General features: G+C 70.0%; 16 protein-coding genes. 3 read left to right on the plus strand and 13 right to left on the minus strand.

The annotated features are described in order from the left end of the window. Positions 1–36 precede the first annotated feature (36 nt). Both KZC57_RS08880 and KZC57_RS08885 read left to right on the plus strand, forming a co-directional pair. Positions 37–1,899 (plus strand): heavy metal translocating P-type ATPase, encoded by a 1,863-nt coding sequence (locus tag KZC57_RS08880; RefSeq protein WP_247641530.1) that lies wholly within the window; start codon positions 37–39, stop codon positions 1,897–1,899. Positions 1,900–2,014: 115 nt separating this feature from the next. Then, the gene (locus KZC57_RS08885) at positions 2,015–2,293 is read left to right on the plus strand and encodes a hypothetical protein (protein WP_060922290.1); all 279 of its coding nucleotides are present in this window, start codon (positions 2,015–2,017) and stop codon (positions 2,291–2,293) included. A 13-nt stretch (positions 2,294–2,306) separates the two neighbouring features. Here KZC57_RS08885 and KZC57_RS08890 read toward each other — a convergent pair whose 3' ends face one another. Both KZC57_RS08890 and KZC57_RS08895 read right to left on the minus strand, forming a co-directional pair. Continuing rightward, entirely contained in the window at positions 2,307–3,941 is a 1,635-nt protein-coding gene (locus tag KZC57_RS08890) for a fucose isomerase (protein ID WP_247641531.1), read from the minus strand. Next, a complete protein-coding gene (locus tag KZC57_RS08895; RefSeq protein WP_247641532.1) occupies positions 3,938–5,455 on the minus strand; it encodes an FGGY-family carbohydrate kinase in 1,518 nt (505 codons plus the stop codon). Before KZC57_RS08895 ends, KZC57_RS08890 begins: the two co-directional genes overlap by 4 nt. Positions 5,456–5,657: 202 nt before the next feature. Between KZC57_RS08895 and KZC57_RS08900 the strand changes: the two genes are divergently transcribed. After that, a complete protein-coding gene (locus KZC57_RS08900; RefSeq protein WP_247641533.1) occupies positions 5,658–6,467 on the plus strand; it encodes a hypothetical protein in 810 nt (269 codons plus the stop codon). Positions 6,468–6,478: 11 nt separating this feature from the next. Here KZC57_RS08900 and KZC57_RS08905 read toward each other — a convergent pair whose 3' ends face one another. The 11 genes from KZC57_RS08905 to KZC57_RS08955 all read right to left on the minus strand — a co-directional run bounded on the left by KZC57_RS08905 (position 6,479) and on the right by KZC57_RS08955 (position 17,482). Then, on the minus strand, positions 6,479–7,462 hold the full coding sequence (locus KZC57_RS08905) for a LacI family DNA-binding transcriptional regulator (protein ID WP_247641534.1): 984 nt from the start codon (positions 7,460–7,462) through the stop codon (positions 6,479–6,481). A 27-nt stretch (positions 7,463–7,489) separates the two neighbouring features. Then, positions 7,490–8,401 carry a dihydrodipicolinate synthase family protein gene (locus KZC57_RS08910; protein WP_105950854.1) on the minus strand — a complete coding sequence of 304 codons (912 nt, stop codon included), beginning with the start codon at positions 8,399–8,401 and terminating at the stop codon, positions 7,490–7,492. Then, positions 8,395–9,222, minus strand: a complete 828-nt coding sequence (locus KZC57_RS08915; RefSeq protein ID WP_247641535.1) for an SDR family oxidoreductase — start codon at positions 9,220–9,222, stop codon at positions 8,395–8,397. The genes KZC57_RS08910 and KZC57_RS08915 overlap by 7 nt, the downstream gene beginning before the upstream one ends. A gap of 14 nt (positions 9,223–9,236) precedes the next feature. After that, complete coding sequence (locus KZC57_RS08920; protein ID WP_105950595.1) at positions 9,237–10,322, minus strand: mandelate racemase/muconate lactonizing enzyme family protein; 1,086 nt, start codon at positions 10,320–10,322, stop codon at positions 9,237–9,239. 39 nt (positions 10,323–10,361) lie between these two features. Beyond that, positions 10,362–11,216 carry a carbohydrate ABC transporter permease gene (locus tag KZC57_RS08925; RefSeq protein ID WP_060923454.1) on the minus strand — a complete coding sequence of 285 codons (855 nt, stop codon included), beginning with the start codon at positions 11,214–11,216 and terminating at the stop codon, positions 10,362–10,364. Continuing rightward, entirely contained in the window at positions 11,213–12,166 is a 954-nt protein-coding gene (locus KZC57_RS08930) for a carbohydrate ABC transporter permease (protein ID WP_144881817.1), read from the minus strand. The genes KZC57_RS08925 and KZC57_RS08930 overlap by 4 nt, the downstream gene beginning before the upstream one ends. A gap of 8 nt (positions 12,167–12,174) precedes the next feature. Next, the gene (locus tag KZC57_RS08935; RefSeq protein ID WP_144881814.1) at positions 12,175–13,422 is read right to left on the minus strand and encodes a sugar ABC transporter substrate-binding protein; all 1,248 of its coding nucleotides are present in this window, start codon (positions 13,420–13,422) and stop codon (positions 12,175–12,177) included. Positions 13,423–13,508: 86 nt separating this feature from the next. Beyond that, positions 13,509–14,225 (minus strand): FadR/GntR family transcriptional regulator, encoded by a 717-nt coding sequence (locus KZC57_RS08940; RefSeq protein WP_186326365.1) that lies wholly within the window; start codon positions 14,223–14,225, stop codon positions 13,509–13,511. A gap of 184 nt (positions 14,226–14,409) precedes the next feature. Continuing rightward, entirely contained in the window at positions 14,410–15,279 is an 870-nt protein-coding gene (locus KZC57_RS08945; RefSeq protein ID WP_105950599.1) for a dihydrodipicolinate synthase family protein, read from the minus strand. Continuing rightward, positions 15,276–16,946, minus strand: a complete 1,671-nt coding sequence (locus KZC57_RS08950) for a tripartite tricarboxylate transporter permease (protein WP_085605100.1) — start codon at positions 16,944–16,946, stop codon at positions 15,276–15,278. The genes KZC57_RS08945 and KZC57_RS08950 overlap by 4 nt, the downstream gene beginning before the upstream one ends. After that, positions 16,943–17,482: a tripartite tricarboxylate transporter TctB family protein gene (locus KZC57_RS08955; protein WP_025102656.1), complete on the minus strand. Its 540-nt coding sequence runs from the start codon at positions 17,480–17,482 to the stop codon at positions 16,943–16,945. Before KZC57_RS08955 ends, KZC57_RS08950 begins: the two co-directional genes overlap by 4 nt. Between the last annotated feature and the right edge of the window lie 11 nt (positions 17,483–17,493).

Genomic DNA, 17,493 nt, shown 5'->3' on the forward strand with positions numbered 1-17,493 from the left:
CTGGCGGTGCGCACCGATTCCGACGATGCTGGACGCATGCGCGCCCTCCGACTCCTCTGGCGGTACCCGGTCATCACGCTCACGGTCCTGGTCTTCGCCGTAGTCGGGGCGCTCCACGCCGCCGGGGAGGAGACCATCGGCCGATGGGTCGCGACGATCTTCGTGGCTGCGGTGGTTGTGTGGACGCTCATCGGCATGGTCCGCGACGTGCTCCGCGGCCACGTCGGACTCGACATCCTCGCCGTCGTCGCCATGGTGGCGACACTCGCGGTGGGCGAGTACATCGCGGCGCTCATCATCGTCCTCATGCTCTCCGGGGGCGAGGCGCTGGAGGACTTCGCGGGCCGCCGGGCCAAGCGCGACCTCTCCGCTCTGCTGGATCGCTCGCCGCGCAGCGCCCATGTGCTGACACATCCCGAGGATGCGGACTCGGACGCGGCGAGGGAGGTGCCCGTGGACGATGTGGCCGTGGGCGACGTCCTCCTCGTGCGCCCGGCGGAGATCATCCCCGTGGACGGTGAACTGCTCACGGACAGCGCGTCGTTCGACGAATCCTCGCTCACGGGCGAGAGCCTGCCCGTGACGCGCGGTGCAGGCGACGAGGTGCTGTCCGGCGCGATCAACGGCAGCCGGGCCATCCGCCTCCGTGCCCTCCGCACCGGCGCCGACAGCCAGTACCAGCAGATCGTCGCCCTGGTCGCCCAGGCCGAGTCCTCCCACGCGCCCATCGTGCGTCTCGCCGACCGGTTCGCGATCCCGTTCACCGCCGTCGCGCTCGTGCTCGCGGGGACGGCCTGGGCGCTCTCCGGCGACGCCACGCGGTTCGCCGAAGTACTCGTGCTGGCGACGCCCTGCCCCCTGCTGATCGCCGCTCCCGTCGCCTTCCTCGGCGGACTCTCCCGGGCGGCGAAGTCGGGCGTCATCATGAAGAGCGGTGCGGTGATCGAGCAGATCGCGCGCGTGCGCTCTGCGGCGTTCGACAAGACCGGGACGCTCACCCAGGGGAGGCCGGAGGTCGTCGACGTGCGTCCGGCACAGGGCTTCGATGCGGAGGAGATCCTGCGACTCGCCGCCTCGGCCGAGCAGTACTCCTCGCACGTGCTCGCCGACGGCATCCGTCGCGCCGCCTCCGCCCGAGGCCTGGCGCTGCACGGGGCGACGGAGGCGAGCGAAACCGCGACGAACGGGGTGTCCGCGACGATCGGCGGCCGCGCGGTGGTCGTCGGCAAGCCGGCGTATGTGGCGTCCCTCGCCCCGGACACCGTGCGGGCGGAGCTCGCGCCGGGACAGGCCGCCGCCTATGTCGCCGTGGACGGACGGTTCGCGGGGGCCCTGGTCCTCGCCGATGCCGCTCGCCCGGAGGCGCCCGCCGTGATCTCGTGGCTGCGGACGCATGAGGTCGACCGGCTCGCGATGCTGACCGGGGACGTGGAGACCACCGCGGCGTCGATCGGACGGCAGGTCGGGATCGACGAGATCCACGCCGAGCTCCTGCCGCCCGAGAAGGTGCGTCTGGCCGCCGAGATGCAACCACGGCCCGTGCTGATGGTCGGCGACGGTGTGAACGACGCCCCGGTGCTGGCAGCGGCCGACATCGGCATCGCGATGGGCGCGAAGGGAGCGACGGCCGCCGGGGACGCCGCCGACGTCGTCATCCTCGTGGATTCGCTCGCCAAGGTCGTCGACGCCGTCGCGATCGGACGGCACACCCTCCGCGTCGCCTTCACCGCGATCTGGATCGGGATCGGGCTGAGCGTGGGGCTGATGGTCGTCGCGATGACCGGCGTCATCCCCGCGGTCGTCGGCGCTCTGGTGCAGGAGCTCGTCGACCTCGCGACGATCCTCTACGCCCTGCGCGCGCTGAGCGGCCCGCCGAGCGACCTCCGCCCCTCCGCGTGAACGCTGTTCCTGCACTGCACGCGGTTCCGCTTCTCTCGTCCACCCGTCCCGTGTTCGCGGTCGTGCCGCTGCGGAATACCGTGACAGCCTGAGACCCCGGACTCAGACTGGAGGCATGACCGTGGACGATCCGCAGGTATGGACTCTGATCGGCGTCTTCGCCGCCGTGATGCTCGGCGGCATGACGCTCATGACGTCGCAGCTCAGCCGCGTGATCCGCGCGGAGGTGGACCGCATCGACGGAACCCTCTCCGCACGGATCGACCGCATCGACGGCACCCTCTCCGCACGGATCGACGGCCTCGACGCCCGGCTGGGACGGATCGAGACGAAGGTCGACGATCTCGACAGGGAGCTCACGAACCTCGCGACGCGATTCTGGCGCTCGCAGTGACGAGCCCGCGGCCTCAGATCGAGACGTCGCCGACGAGGTTGACCTTGATGCCCATGCCGTCGAACATCGCGGCCTTCGCGATCAGCGCCTTGTCCGCGGTCTCGGCGTCGGGCGCGTAGACGAGCTGCGCGTGGTTCGCCTTGTGCCGCGCCATGAACTGGTCGCGCGAGATGCCGTGCAGCACCACATGGGCGATCGGCCACTCCGGGTTCGTGGCGTCCTTCCGGCGCTGCGTCTCCTCCGCCGGCAGCTCGACGACCGACGCCCGGAAGATGTCCGCCTGCAGGACGCCCTCGGCGATGAACACCCGGGAGAGCACGACCTCGCCGGGCTTCGAGACGCCGTTGATCGTGGCGCCGCCGGCGGGGAAGAACACGTGACCCTGGCGCCACCCCTCCGCGTTCTGCCAGCCGCCGAGATGGGAGGCCGGCACCGAGCCGGAGATCTCGTACACCCATACGAACTGCCCGTCGTAGTCCTCGCCCCAACGGACGTCGTGGAGAGTGTTGTCGGGGACGAGCCCCATCGCCCGCCAGACGCGGTCGGTCACGAGCGCATCGACGGCGACGCCCTCGTCGGCCTCGTTGAAGTGCGGGAACGCGCGCCCCTCATGCAGCACGCGGGAGCCGTCGCGCGAGGTCACCGGCGGGCGCTCGGTGGAGTTCAGGATGCCCTCCGCCAGGTCCGACGCCGGAACGAGGTCCTTCAAGCCCTGCTGGTACTGGATGCCGACCGCGTCGAGGCCGAAGTCGTCGGCGATGCGGAGGGCGGCGATGTACATCTTCAGCTGCCACTGCACCTGCTCGCGGGTGAGCTCGGTCGCGGCGTCCTCGCCGTAACGGAAGGTCATGCCGCGCTCGATCAGCCAGTCGTAGGCGGCGTCGGCCTCCTCCTCGGTCACGTTCAGCATCTCCGCGTAGAGGGCCGACTGCGACAGGCGCTCCTTGTAGATGCCGGTCTGGTTGAGGAGCTCGTCGTCGAAGATGGCGTTGTACATGCCCATGCAGCCCTCGTCGAAGACGCCGATGATGGCCTTCTCGGCGCGCAGCTCCGCGGCGAGCGCCTCGCCGAGCTGCTTCTCCGGGCTGTCGGGCAGTGCGGGGAGCGGACGCACGTGGGAGGCGTCGTGGGTGATGGCGCCGGTCTCCGTCCACTCCCGGATGCCGTCGCGGAACCAGTCGTCGGTGAAGTCGACCGACCAGATCGTCGCGTACGGCTTGTCCATCTTCGTCAGGCCCGCGTTGAGGCCGAGGAGGCCGACGAGGCCGGGCCAGTCGCCCGCGAAGTTCGCCACCGTGAGGATCGGGCCCTCGTGCGTGCGGAGGCCCGCGAGCACGTGGTGCGAGTACTGCCAGACGGCCTCGGCGACGATGAGCGGCGCGTCGACGGGGATGTTCTTGAACACCTCGAGCCCCATGCGCTGGCTGGAGATGAAGCCGTGACCGGTCTCCGGGTCGACCTCGTTGGCGCGGACGACCGTCCAGCCGAGGTCGTTCAGCACGCCGGTGACCCCGGCCTCGAGCTCGACCTGGGTGGGCCAGCCGGCTGTGTTGGCCGACTCTCGGAGGTCGCCGGAGGCGATCAGGTAGGCGGTCTTCGGCGCAGCGGTGGGACGGGATGCCGGGGTGGGCAGGGTGTAGGCGGTCATGAGTTCTCCGGGGTCGAGGGGGTGGGGGATCCGCCGCGCTGGGCGGCGGCGAGTTCATGGACGACGTCCTTCGAGCCGTCGTAAAGGCGCACGTAGCGGTCGAAGAGGGCGTCGGCGAAGGGACGCAGCGCCTCGTCCGGGCGGACGGTGTCGGCGATGGGGTTCCAGTCGGTGATCGCGGGCGTGGCACCGTCGGCGGCCGTGGCCGTCGCCGCGAGGAAGGCGGCGCCGTAGCTCGCGCCGATCGTGGTCTGCGGCACCTCCTGCACGAGCCCGGTGATGTCCGAGACGATCTGCAGCCACAGCCGTCCCTGCGTGCCGCCGCCGACCGCCACGATGCGGCGGATGTCGGCGCCGGCGGCTCGCATGGTCTCGACGTTGTGACGTACGCCCAGCGCCGTGGCCTCGAGGGCCGCGCGATAGAGGTCTCCTCGGGTGTGCCGGAGGGTGAGTCCGGCGATGACCCCGCGGGCGTCGGGATCCTGGATCGGGGTGCGCTCACCGGCGAAGTACGGCAGCATCAGCAGGCCGTTCGCGCCGGGCCCCGACTCCTCGGCCTCGGCGAGCAGCGCCGGGTAGTCGGCGCCGGAGAGGTCCTTCAGCCACGCGGTGAGCGCTCCGGATGTGGACAGCCCGCCGGCGAGGTTGCGCGTGCCCTCGAAGGCGCCGGCCGTCGTCCACATCGAGGGTGTGCGGAGGGTCTGCTCCCCGGTCGCGACGAGGAACATCGTCGTGCCGTACATCAGCATGAGGTCGCCGACCTCGTGGGCGCCGACGCTCACCGCCTCGGTCCAGGCGTCGATCGTGCCGGTGATGACCGGGGTCCCCTCGGGCAGGCCGGTCAGGGCCGCCGCAGCGGCGGTCACGATGCCCGCGATCTCCCCCGCCCAGCGCAGCGGCGGCTGCTCGACCGTCCCGGCGAACCGCTGCCACCAGGGCTCGTGCCAGCGCTCACCCTCGATGTCGTACAGCGGCGAGACCTGGCTGGCGGACTGGTGGTCGAGGACGTAGGCGCCGGTGAGCTTGCGGGCCAGCCAGGAGGCGGGCATGTAGAGCCGCCGCGCGCGCTGCCAGGCTCCCGGCTCCTCCTCGGCGACCCAGGCGATCTTGGGCCCACCGGCCTGCGAGGTGAGGGTCGAGCCGCCGACGCGGGTGATCTCCTCGACGCCGAGCTCCGCCGTCATGCGCTCGATCTGAGCGGTGGAACGGGTGTCCACGCCGTAGAGGATCGCGGGGCGCACGGGCTCGTCGTCCTCGTCGGCGAGCAGGATGCACGGACCCATGCCGCTCACGCCGACGCCCACGACCTCCGCGTCGGGCACCGCGGCGAGAAGGTCCGCGGCCAGCTCGACGAACTCGTCCCACCAGATCCGGCCGTCCATCTCGACCCATCCGGACTGCGGACGGGAGACGTCGTGCGCGCGGGTCGCGGTCGCGAGGATCGTGCCAGCGGGATCCACGAGGACGCCCTTGCTGCTGGACGTGCCGATGTCCACCCCGAGGGTGCAGCGCATGGTCTCTCCTTCGATACCGACGGTCCGTGCAGGCCTGCACCCAGGCTACGCGAAATCGATTTCACGACGCAAGGAGCTGACTGCTTCTGCACCACGAGGACCGATATCGAGAGTCTCCACGATCTTCGCCTCCGGCCGGAAAAACGCCGGTTCAGCACCGGAATACCGTGACATCCTGACCCCTCCGATCGAGACTGGAGGCATGCCCTTGAACGACCCGCAGGTATGGACGCTGATCGGCATCTTCGTGACGACGATGCTCGGCGGCATGACCCTCATGACGACGCAGTTCGGTCGCGTGCTCCGTGCGGAGATCGGCGGACTGCGGGGAGAGATGACCGGCGAGATCGGCACCCTCCGCACTGATATGACCACCGAGATCGCCGGCCTCCGCACCGAGATGACCACCGAGACCACACGACTACGCAGTGAGATCGGCACCCTCCGCACCGAGATGACCACCGAGACCACACGACTACGCAACGAGATCGGCACCCTCCGCACCGACATGACCACCCAGATCGCCGGCCTCCGCACCGAGATGACCACCGAGATCGGCACCCTCCGCACCGAGATGACCACCGAGACCACACGACTACGCAGTGAGATCGGCACCCTCCGCACCGACATGACCACGGAGATCGCCGGCCTCCGCACCGAGATGACCACCGAGACCACACGACTACGCAGTGAGATCGGCACCCTCCGCACCGACCTGACCACCGAGACCGCGGGCCTCCGCACCGATACGACGAACGAGGTCAGCGGACTCCACGGGGCGTTGGCGGCGCTGCACGCGGCGATGATGCGCGAGGTCGGAGGGCTGCGCGCGGCGATGGGTGCGCTGCACGGAGCGATGATCGGGCTGCGTGGCGAGATGATCGGCCTGCGTGGCGAGATGACCGCACGGCTCGACGGCCTCGATCACCGCCTCGACCGATTGGAGGTGAAGGTCGACGATCTCGACAAGGAGATGACGAACCTCGCGGCGCGATTCTGGCGCTCGCAGTAGCGACGCTGCGTTCAGGCGCGCGCGGCCGCGCGCTGCACCTCGCCGGAGAGGACGATCGTCCGGGCCGGTTGCTCGTCGCCCTTGATCCGATCCAGCAGTATCCGCGCCGCCGTCACACCCATGAGGCGCGCGGGGAGCCTCACGACGGTGACGGCGGACGGCGACAGCGTCGTGAAGGGCAGCGACCCGATCACCGCGACGCCGAGCTGCGGCGGGGTGAGTCCGCGCTCCGTGAGGACCTGGATCGCGCCGACACCGATGAGGTTGTTCCCGGCGACCACCGCGTCCGGCGGCTCCGGCAGCGCGAGGAGCTCCTCCATGGCCGCGCGCCCGCCCTCGACGCGGAACGTGGCGAAGCGCTGGAGCGAGGAGAGGTCATGATCGGGATCCGTCGCCGAGAGCGCTTCCCGCCAGCCTTCCGCACGCTCCGCCGCGGTGTCGATGTGCGCGGGGCCACCGATGTACGCGATGCGCCGGTACCCGGCGTCGAGAAGGCTCTGCGTCGCTGCGGCGCCCGCCTCCCGGTTGGCCATGACCACACCGTCGATGGCGGCGCCCGTGCGACGGTCCACCGCGACGACCGGCCGTCCCGTCGCCCGCACCGGCGCCAGATCCGAGTGCTCGTCCGCCGTCGCGATGATGACGCCCGACATGTTCTCGGCGATCGCGATCCGGAGGTACGTCGCCTCCTTCTCAGCCTGGGCGTCGGAGTTGCACAGCACGACGGAGTACCCCGCTTCGGACGCCGCATCCTCCACGCCGCGCGCCATCTCGGTGAAGTACGGGTTCTCGATGTCCGGGATCACCAGGGCGATGACTTCGGAGCTCTGGGTCCGCAGCGTACGCGCCGTCCGGTTCGGGGTGAAGCGCAGTTCCTCGGCCGCCGCCCGCACCGCCGCCGCCTTCTCCTCCGACACGCTCGTGCCGTTGAAGACGCGCGAGACCGTGGCCGGGGAGACGCCGGCCCGCCGCGCGACGTCGTAGATCGTGGCCATGGGCACCCACTGTAACCGGTTTCAGCCTCAGCTCTCCGCGAGGAATCGATCGAGAGTCGTTCCGAGAGCATCGAGCCGAGTCCGAGCCGCACCCGAGAGCGGTCGGAACGGACGACGACAGTCCCCCAGCGCTCCGGCACCTCCCGCACTGCGACCGGAGAGGTACTTCGCCGCGGGGAAGACGTCGATCGCGACGAGCTCGGCGATGACATGGTTGATCCGGCTCTGCACCCGCTGCGCTCCGACCAGGTCACCGGCGTCGAGGAGGCGCCGCGCCGCCTGGAAGAGCTCGACCTGGAGCCCCACGGTCGTGCCGATCGTCCCGCGAGCACCGGCGGCGAGCGCGGGCACGAACACCTCGTCGAACCCGTTGATGTAGGCCTTGTCGGGGAACGCCGCCTTCATGCGCTCGAGGGCGTACATGTTGTGCGCGGTCTGCTTGAGACCGATCACGCGATCGTCGCCCAGGAGTTCTCCGGCCGTCTCGAGCGTGAACTCGGTCCCCGTGAACTGCGGGATGTTGTAGACGATGAGCGGGAGGTCCACGGCGTCCAGCACCGCGCGGTAGTGGTCGAGGACGGCCTCGATGCCGAAGGCGTAGTAGATCGGCGGGATCATCGAGAGGGCGGATGCGCCGGCGCGCTGCGCCCGCCGTCCGAGTTCTATCGCCTCCCGCGTCGACAGCGCGCCGACGTGGGCGACGACGGGGATGCGCCCCTCGGCGGCGCGCACGGCGGTCTCCACCACCGCGGTCCGTTCATCCGCCGACAGGAGGAGACCCTCCCCCGACGACCCGCAGCAGTAGATCCCCTCGACGCCGCGGGAGACATAGTCCTCCACGAGCGTCGAGAGCAGTCCGGTGTCCACCGCCCCGTCCGCGTCGTACGGGGTGGCGATCGCGGCCATCAGCACCCCGAGGTCCGCCGCCGTGGTCACCATGCGGTCCACCCCCCGTCCACGACGAGGTTCGCTCCGGTCATGTAGCGCGAGGCGTCCGAGAGCAGGAAGACCGCGGCCCCGTTGAAGTCGGTCGCCTCCGCCATGCGTCCGATCGGGATGCGCGCCGTGTAGTTCTGCCGGAAGGTCGCGTCCTGCGAGTCCCGACCGACGCCGGAGGGCGTGAGGGTGTTGACCCTGATGCCCTGCCGGCCCCAGTACGTCGCGCAGTACCGGGTGAGGTTGTACAGCCCCGACTTCGCCGCCGAGTAGGCCACCGGCTTCACGAACGGCACCCCGGTCTGCTCCTCCTTGTACGCGTAGATGTCCTGCACCGGCGACACCATCCCGTAGATCGAGCCGACGTTGATGATCGAGCCCGGCTTCCCGGCGGAGCGCATCCGGGCGCCGGCCGCCTGCGTGACGAGGAAGGTGCCGACGAGGTTCACGTCGACCACCTCCCGGAACACGTCGAGGGGGAAGTCCTCGAAGGGGCCGGAGACCTCGGGCGGCGCGCTCGGCTGGGTGTCCAGACCGGCGTTGTTGATCACGCCGTCCGGCGCCGCACCCCACGCCTCGACGATCGCGTCGAGGCCCGCCTCGACGCTGTCCTTCGAGACGATGTCCACGGAGACGCCGAGGAGGCGCGGGCTGTCGGCGATCTCGGGGAATGTCTCCTGCAGGCGCGCGGCGTCGACGGTGCGCGATGCCACGGCCACCCGGGCGCCGCGTCCGTGGAGCTCCCGGACGAAGGCCGATCCGATCTGGCCGAGGCCGCCGGTGACCAGGATGATGCGGTCGGTGAGGTCGAAGATGTCCGCCATGTCGTTCGTCTCCCTCAGCTCACCGCGTGCCGCGCGAGGTTCTCGCGGTCGTACTCCAGGCCGTTCCCCGGCGCTCCGGTCGGCACGAAGAACCCGTTCTGCGGCCGCTGCGGCACGATGACGCCGAGATCGCTGAGCGTGCCGCCGTCCGTCATCTCGCCGAACAGGGCGTTGGGCACCGCGCAGAGCACGTTGGCCGTGAGCTCCATCACGAAGTGCGGCGTCATCGGAGCGTTGTACGCCCGGCCCAGGGCAGCGATGTCCATGTAGGGCGTGATACCGCCCACGCGACCGACGTCGGCCTGGATGAAGTCGCACGCGTCGGCGAGGAGGTACTGGTTGAACTGCTGGAGCGTGTAGACGTTCTCGCCCAGCCCGATCGGGATCGGCGAGCGGGCCCGGAGGCGGGCGTGCGAGGCGACGTCGTCCACGCGCAGCGGCTCCTCCACCCAGTAGAGGTTGAGGTCGCGGAACCGGGTGACCGCCCGGACCGCCTCCCCGTAGGTCCATCCCTGGTTGGCGTCGACCATGAGCGGATACTCGCCGACCGCCTCGCGGATCTTGGTGAGCCGGTAGACGTCCTCCTCGAGGTCCGGCTTGCCGACCTTGACCTTCCCGGCGGCGTACCCGTCGGTCTTCCACTCCTTGACCTGCTCGACGACCTCCTCGGCGGAGAGGTTCAGGTTGATGCCGCTGCCGTACAGCGCGACCCGGTCGCGCACCTGGCCGAGGAGCTTCGCGAGCGGCTGCTGGTAGTGCAGCCCCAGCAGGTCCCACAGCGCCACGTCGATCGCGGCGAGGGCGAGCGTCGTGGTCCCGCCGGGGCCGTTGTCGCGCAGGTGCTGCCAGGAGTGCTGCCAGACGGCCCGCGGATTGACCTCGCGGCCGATGAGCGTGGGGATGAGCTCGCGCAGCGCCGCCACCATCATCTGGCCGCCGACACCGGACGTGTGGCTGAAGCCGGTGCCGACCAGCCCGGTGTCGGTGGTGATGTCGGCGAGGATGATCTCGATGTGGGTCACCCGATGGATCTGGTCTCCCCACGGTCCCTTGGGGAGGGGGATGCGGGAGAGCTGGAGGTCGATCGATTCGATTTTCATGCGTGGTCCTTCCGGGACGACGAGGAGGGGACGGGAGCTTCAGCCCTTGACGGCGCCGGCGGCGAGACCGGCGACGAGGCGCTTCTGCACGAGGAGGAAGCCGACGACGACGGGGAGCACCGAGAGCACGCCGCCGGCGGTGAGGAGGTCCCAACGGATCTGGTACTCGCCGATGAACAGGTGCAGCCCGACCGGCAGCGTGCGGGTCGCCGTCTGCGAGGTGAAGGTGAGGGCGTAGAGGAACTCGTTCCAGGTGAGGATGAACGCGTAGGTTCCTGCCGCCACCATCCCGGGCCGCAGCAGGGGCAGCAGCAGGATGCGGACGATCTGCGCGGACGAGGCCCCGTCGATCTGACCCGCTTCCTCGATCTCCCGGGGGATGGAGTCCGCGAACCCCTTGAGCAGCCAGGTGGCGAACGGTGTGGCGAACGCGGCGTGCACGAGGGCGAGACCGAGCGTCGTATCCATCAGCCCCATCCCGCGCAGCTGCCCCTGCAGCGAGATCACGAGCAGCACGGCGGGGAACATCTGCGCGAGCAGCAGCCCGATCATGACGGCACCGCGACCGCGGAAGTCGAACCGGGACATCGCGATCGCGGCGCCGGTGGAGACCACGAGGGTCACCGGGACGGCGATCGCGGCCACGGTGAGGCTGTTTCGCAGATAGGTCAGGAACGGCGTCGTCGACAGCAGCTCGGCGTAGGAGGCGGTCGTGAACTCCGAGGGGATGAGGTTCGCTCCGGCGCCGGCGAGCTGGTCCCGGGGCGTGAGTGACGTCAGCAACATGACGATGTACGGCCCGAGCACCATCGCGAGCACGCCGAGGAGGGCGATCGCGAAGCCGGTCCTTCCCGCGAGGCGGCCGAAGCGGACGGGGGCGGTCGTCGTGGTCATCGCGTGGTGTCCTTCCGGGTGAGGCGCACGTAGAGCGCGATGAAGACGGCGAGGAACAGGGCCTGGATGACGGCGTACGCCGCGCCGGCACCGAAGTCGCTGGCCTTGTAGGTCGTGAGATACGACTCGAGCGCCAGGGTCGTCGAGGACGTGCCCGGCCCGCCGCCGGTGAGGATGAAGATGAGGTCGACGTAATTCGAGGTCCAGATCAGGCGCAGGAGCGTCGTGATGAGGATCGTCGGGAGGATGGCGGGCAGCACGACGTGGCGGAACACGCCGACCGGGCCGCACCCGTCGATCTGCGCCGATTCCTTGAGCTCGCCGGACACGCTCTGCAGCGCCGCGAGGATCATGATCGCGAAGAGCGGGATGCCCTGCCAGACGTCGATCATCACGAGCGTCGGCAGCGCGGTGCTGTTCTGCGACAGGAACTCGATCGGGGCGTCGATGACGCCGGCGTTCAGGAGCCACTGGTTGAGGACGCCGTTGTTGGGGTCGAGGATCCACTTCCACATCAGCGCCACCAGGACGCTGGGCGTCGCCCACGGGATCATGATCAGGCCGCGGTACACGCCCCGCAGGGGGAAGCGGTTGTTCAGCATGAGCGCGAGCGACAGCCCGCCGATCAGCTGGAGGGAGACCGCCCCGAAGGTCCAGAACGCCGTGCGGCCGAGCGTGGGCAGGAACTCCGCCGTGCCGATAACGCTGGCGAAGTTCTGGAACCCGACGAACTCGAGCACACCGGTGAAGACGCTCACGTCGTTGAACGAGAACCAGATCGAGCGGACGAGCGGATATCCGGCGAAGACCGCGACGAGCACGATCGCCGGCGCGAGCAGGACGAGGGGGGCGACCGAGCCGCGGCGCGCACGTCGCCGCGGCCGGGTCACCGGCCGGCGCGGGGCCGGCCGGCCGGTGACGACCGCTTCCGTGAGGGTGGAGCTTGCCATGTCGGTCCTCAGCGCAGCACGTCGGACATCTTCGTCAGCACGTCCTGGCTGCTGATCTCGCCCTGGAACGCCTGCTGGATGAGCGGGTTCCACTCCTTCGCGGCGAGCTCGGCCACCCCCTCCAGCGCCGGCCACGTCTTGGCGGTGGGAATGGCGTCGACCGCGACCGCGAGCTGCGGGTCGGACGAGTACGCCTCGGTGTCGATCACCGACTCGAGCACCGGAAGCTGACCCTGCGGCGAGGCGGAGATCTTCTCCATCTGCGCCTCCTCGCTCAGCCAGGAGATCCACTCCCAGGCGGCGTCCTTCTTGTCGGAGCCCTCGAGGATGACGTTGCCGCTCATGCTGCCGAGTGTCGCGCCGGGCTTGCCGTCGGCCGTGGGGATCGGGACGACGCCGAGCTTGTCGCCGAAGACCCCCTGCAGCTCCTTCAGGGAACCCGGGTGGTGGATCATCATGCCGGTGAGGCCCTCGACGAAGTTCGTCTTGACGTCGGCGAAGGCGGCCGTGATCGATCCGGGGGGCGCCGCCTGCAGGTCGGTGACGATGCGGAGGTAGTCCTCGTTCACCGCGACGCCCTTCGCGTCGTCCAGGACGACCTCGCCGGAGTCGTCGACGACCGACGCGCCGCCGGCGTACATCCACGCGAGCCACTGGTCCTGTCCGCCCGCACCGCCGCGGACGTCGATGCCGTACCGGCCGTCACCGGTGAGGGCGGCCGCCGCGTCGAGAAGGTCCTGCTGGGTGCGCGGCGCGTCGAGTCCGAGTTCCTCGAAGTAGTCCGTGCGGTAGTAGAGGTAGAGCGTCGTGTACTGGTGCGGCAGCATGTACACCGCGTCCTCGCCGGGCAGCTGACCCGTCGCCCAGAGCGAGTCGACGACGTCGTCCGAGGCGTCCCAGCCGTCGACGTACGCGGTGAGGTCGGCGATGGCACCCTGCGGCGCGAACTGCCCGAGCCACCAGTCCTTGCTGCGGGCGGCGTCCGGGCCGGTGCCGTTCATCGCGGAGGACACGAGCTGGTTCTGGTACTGGTCGAGCGGGATCGTCTCCAGCACGACCTTCACGTCGTCCTGTGCGCCGTTGAACTCGTCCGCGAGCTCCGTCCAGGTGGGGTCGGTCGCGTCGTCCTGCCAGAGCCAGTAGGTGATCTCGACGGGGCCGTCGCCCTCCCCGGACGGGGCGCTGCCGGCACAGCCGGTGGCGAGGGCGACGACGCCGAGGGCGGCCAGGGCGGGGAGGATTCGGGTGGATCTCATGATGCGTACTCCTTCGTCGATCAGATGAGGGTCGTGCGAAATCGATTTCAAGACGGGTGCGACAGAACGCGCCGGTGCGCGGATTGTCAGACCGGCAGCGGGGCCGTGGTGCCGAAGTCGATGTCCGGGTAGCGGTTGCGGACACCGTAGAAGTGGGCGTCCAGCTCGTGGACGGCCCGGCGGGTGTCGCCGGCCTCGATCGCATCGACGATGCGACCGTGCATCGCGGCGATGGCGGGATCCTCCTCGACGGGCTCCTCGCGTCGTGCGGCAGCGAAGACGACCCAGAAGGACTGCAGGAACTGATCCACGAACGCATTGCCCATCGGCGCGAGCAACCCGCGGTGGAACTGCTGGTCGAGCTCGGCGAAGCTCTCGTTGCGCAGGGCGCGCTCCACCATCTCCTCCGAGAGCAGCCGCAGACGGGCCAGGTCGCTCGGCTGCAGGCGCGGGATGACCAGAGGCAGCAGAGACGTCTCCAGCGCGTGACGCACCTCCAGGAGCTCGCGGGTGGCGGCTTCGGGGTCGTCGACGAAGCCGATCCAGCGGGTGGCGAGATCGGCGGCGCGGAATCCTCGCCAGACCCGGCGCGCCCCTTGCCGGGACACCACGATGCCGAACGCCTCGAGGACGCTGAGGGCCTCGCGGATGCGCTGCCGTCCCACCTCCAGCACGGCGCCGAGCTCCGCCTCGGTGGGCAGCGGGTCGCCGATCTCCAGGCCGGAACGCTGCAAGTGCTGAGCCAGACGCCGGGCGAGCGCGTCCGACAAGTCGGACCCGGTGACCTCGATCTTGTCTGACATGTTCCGTTCGCCCCTTCGCGATATCGGCGGAATTCCTGGTTCTGAGCCTAGACAGTCGTTGCGCTTGTCGTCAAGTGCCCTCTCACCCACGTTCACTTGTCCGACAAGCGAGCGCGGGCACACGCAGAGATGCCGCGACCCGAAGGCCGCGGCATCCCGTCGCGTGCGTGTCCCCGGATTCGCGTCAGCGGTGCGCGGCCACCACCTGCGCGACGGCCGCCCGCTCATCGGCGGAGGGTTCGGCGATGGCCATACGGCAGTGCGTGTCCACGACATCGAGCACGCGGTACGCCTCCTTCATCCGCGCCATGTCGCCGCCGATGAGCGCGACGACGTCGTCCACGGCGGCCTGTGCCGCGGCGATGGCGTCCGTGTCGCCGGAGCGTCCGGCGTCGGCCAGGGCGCGGAAGGGCTTCGGCGTCACGGAGGAGACACCCGAGACGACGCCCTGCGCGCCCGCTTCGACGGCCGCGATGAGGTCGCGGTCGGCGCCGGTGTAGAGCTCGAAGTCGGCCGGCACCACCGCGCGGTACGCCGCGATGTCGTCGAGGGAGAGCTCGCTCACCTTGGCCCCGACCACGTTCGGCAGGGCGGCGATGCGTACGAGCAGCTCCGGCGAGACGGGGTTCCCGCTGCGCGCGGGATAGATGTAGACGTAGAGGCGCCCCTCCCCCACGGCTGCCGAGACCGCGCGGTAGTAGTCGAGGATCGCGTCGTCCGTGGCACGCAGGTAGTAGGGGGTGAGGGCCGCGAACTCCGTGGCCCCCAGCTCCTTCGCGATGCCGACCAGGCGCACGGCCTCGAAGGTGCTCGGCTGTCCGACGTGCACGATCACGCGCATCCGGTCCGCCAGCTCCTCCAGCGCGGCACCCACGAGCGCCCGGAACTCGTCCGCGTCCACGGCGGGGAACTCGCCCGTGGTGCCGAGGACGAAGGCGCCCTCGTTCCCCGAGTCGGCCACGAACCGGAAGATCGCGCGCGACCCGTCGAGGTCGAGGGTCCCGTCGCGGTGGAACGCGGTCGGGACGGCGGTCAGGATGTCGTAGCGGGTCACTTCTCGGTCTCCTCGGGGGTCGTGCTCTTGCGGTTCTTGCGGTCGGCGCGTCCCCGGCGCGCACCGGCGTCGACGTTGCGGACGGTGGAGGTGAGCAGGTCGGGCTGCGCCGCGAGCTCGTCGTGTGCCTTCTCGATCTGCACGATGCTGTCGGTGTGGAGGATCGAGTCCTCCACCGAGGCCCGCTCTGCCCGGGGCGTGCGGGCGGCGCGGATCGCGGGCATCACGATCGACAGCACCGCGAGCGCGAGCAGAACGAGGGCGATCGGGCTGACGACCTCGAAGAACGGCCGCGTCGGCAGGATCGCCAGCGTGCGGGCGAGGTTCTCCTCGGCGAGCGGACCGAGCAGGAGACCGAGCACCACGGGTCCTGCCGGGACCTGCATGCGCTTGAGCAGCACGCCGACCACACCGAAGACGAGCATCGTGACGACCGTCGACAGGCTGTTCGAGGTGGCGTACGTGCCGATGATGCAGAAGATGAGGATGCCGCTCCACAGATACGGCTGCGGCACGTCGAGCAGCTTGACCATGCCCTTCATCCGCACGAGGCTCAGCGCGAGCGACAGGAGGGTCGCGACGAGCATGATCCCGACGATCGAGACGACGAGGTCGGGGCGGTTGGTGAACAGCGTGGGCCCGGGGGTGATGCCCCAGATGATCATCGAGCCGATCATCACCGCCATCACGGAGTCCCCGGGGATGCCGAGTGCCATCGTGGTGGTCAGCGAGCCGCCGAGCGTGGCGCTGGAGGCGGTGTCGGACGCGGCGACGCCCTCGATCGATCCCTTGCCGAACATCTCCGGGTGCTTCGACGCCTTGCGCGCCCGCTCCCAGCCGATGAGCCCGGCGATGTCGCCGCCGGCCGCGGGGATGAGGCCGACACCGAGGCCGACCGCGCCGCCGACCGCGGTGGCCCGTCCGCTCTGCTTCAGCTCCGCGCGGTTCGGCCACCACCGCCCGAGGCTCGAGATCGGTCGGACGTGCGACTTCCGGTGCGTGAGGAGCTGGTCGAACAGCTCGGCGATGCCGAAGAGGCCGATGATGACGGCGATGAAGTTCACGCCCTCGACGAGTTCCAGCACACCGAACGTGAAGCGCTGGTCGGCCGTGGCGGCGTACGTTCCGACACTGCCGAGCATGAGTCCGAAGAGGCCCGCGAGGATGCCCTTGAGCATCGACTTGGACGAGATGCCGATCATGATCGCGATGCCGAAGACGACGAGCGCGAACAGCTCGGGCGACTTGAAGTAGTCCCGGGCGAAGCTGGCGATCGGCACGGCGGCGACCGAGAAGAGCACGAGCGAGGCGAGGATGCCGACGGCCGACACGATCGCGGAGATCGTCAGCGCGAGACCGGCCCTGCCCTGTTTCGCCATCGGATAGCCGTCGAGGGTGGTGGCGATGGAGGCGGGAGTCCCCGGGGTGTTGATGAGGATGGACGGCACCCGGTCGCCGAAGTTCGCCGCGACGTAGATCGTCAGCAGCACCGCGAGGCCCTGCACGGGTTCGAGGGTCATGGTGAAGCCGGCCGCAAGCGCGACGGCCATGGTCGCGGTGATGCCGGGGAAGGCGCCGACCATGAAGCCGAGGACGAGGCCGACCGCCATGTACAGCAGGATCGAGATGTCGAGGAGCGAGTTCAGCCCCTCCAGGAGCGCGTTCACAGGGGGATCCTCAGGAGCATGCCGAAGACGACGTAGACGAACGCCGTGACGGCGGCGGAGTAGATGACGAGGCTCAGCCAGCGGCGGTGGCCGTAGAGGAGCATCAGTGCGGCCATGAGCAGGGCGCAGGCGATCGGGAAGACCTCGATCCGGTAGCCGAAGAGGATGACCGAGCCGAGGGACCAGAGCGCGATGAAGGCACCGGCGATCGCGATCGTCGCGACCACCCGGAGGACGCCGCCCGGCTGGATGCGCTCGAGGTCCTCCCGCGTGGGTGCCGGTCGCGTGATCGCCACGGCGAGCAGGGCGATCGCGATCACGACGCCGGTCACGCCGATGACGAGCGGCCAGAAGCGGGCGTCGATCTGTCCGGGGGCGGCCTCGCGGCGCAGCGGGATCTGCGTGGCGAGGAAGAGATAGCCGGCGGTGATCGCGAGGGCGACGGCGGCGAACGCGATCTCGAGGGGTCGCGAGGCAGTCGCCCCCTCGTAGCCGCCCGGCGCGGCCGACTCGGCCGCGGTGTCGGGGCTGGTCATGGTGCTCCTTC

Origin of the sequence: Microbacterium sp. KSW4-4, assembly GCF_023091185.1 — a bacterium.
Classification (GTDB): domain Bacteria; phylum Actinomycetota; class Actinomycetes; order Actinomycetales; family Microbacteriaceae; genus Microbacterium; species Microbacterium paraoxydans.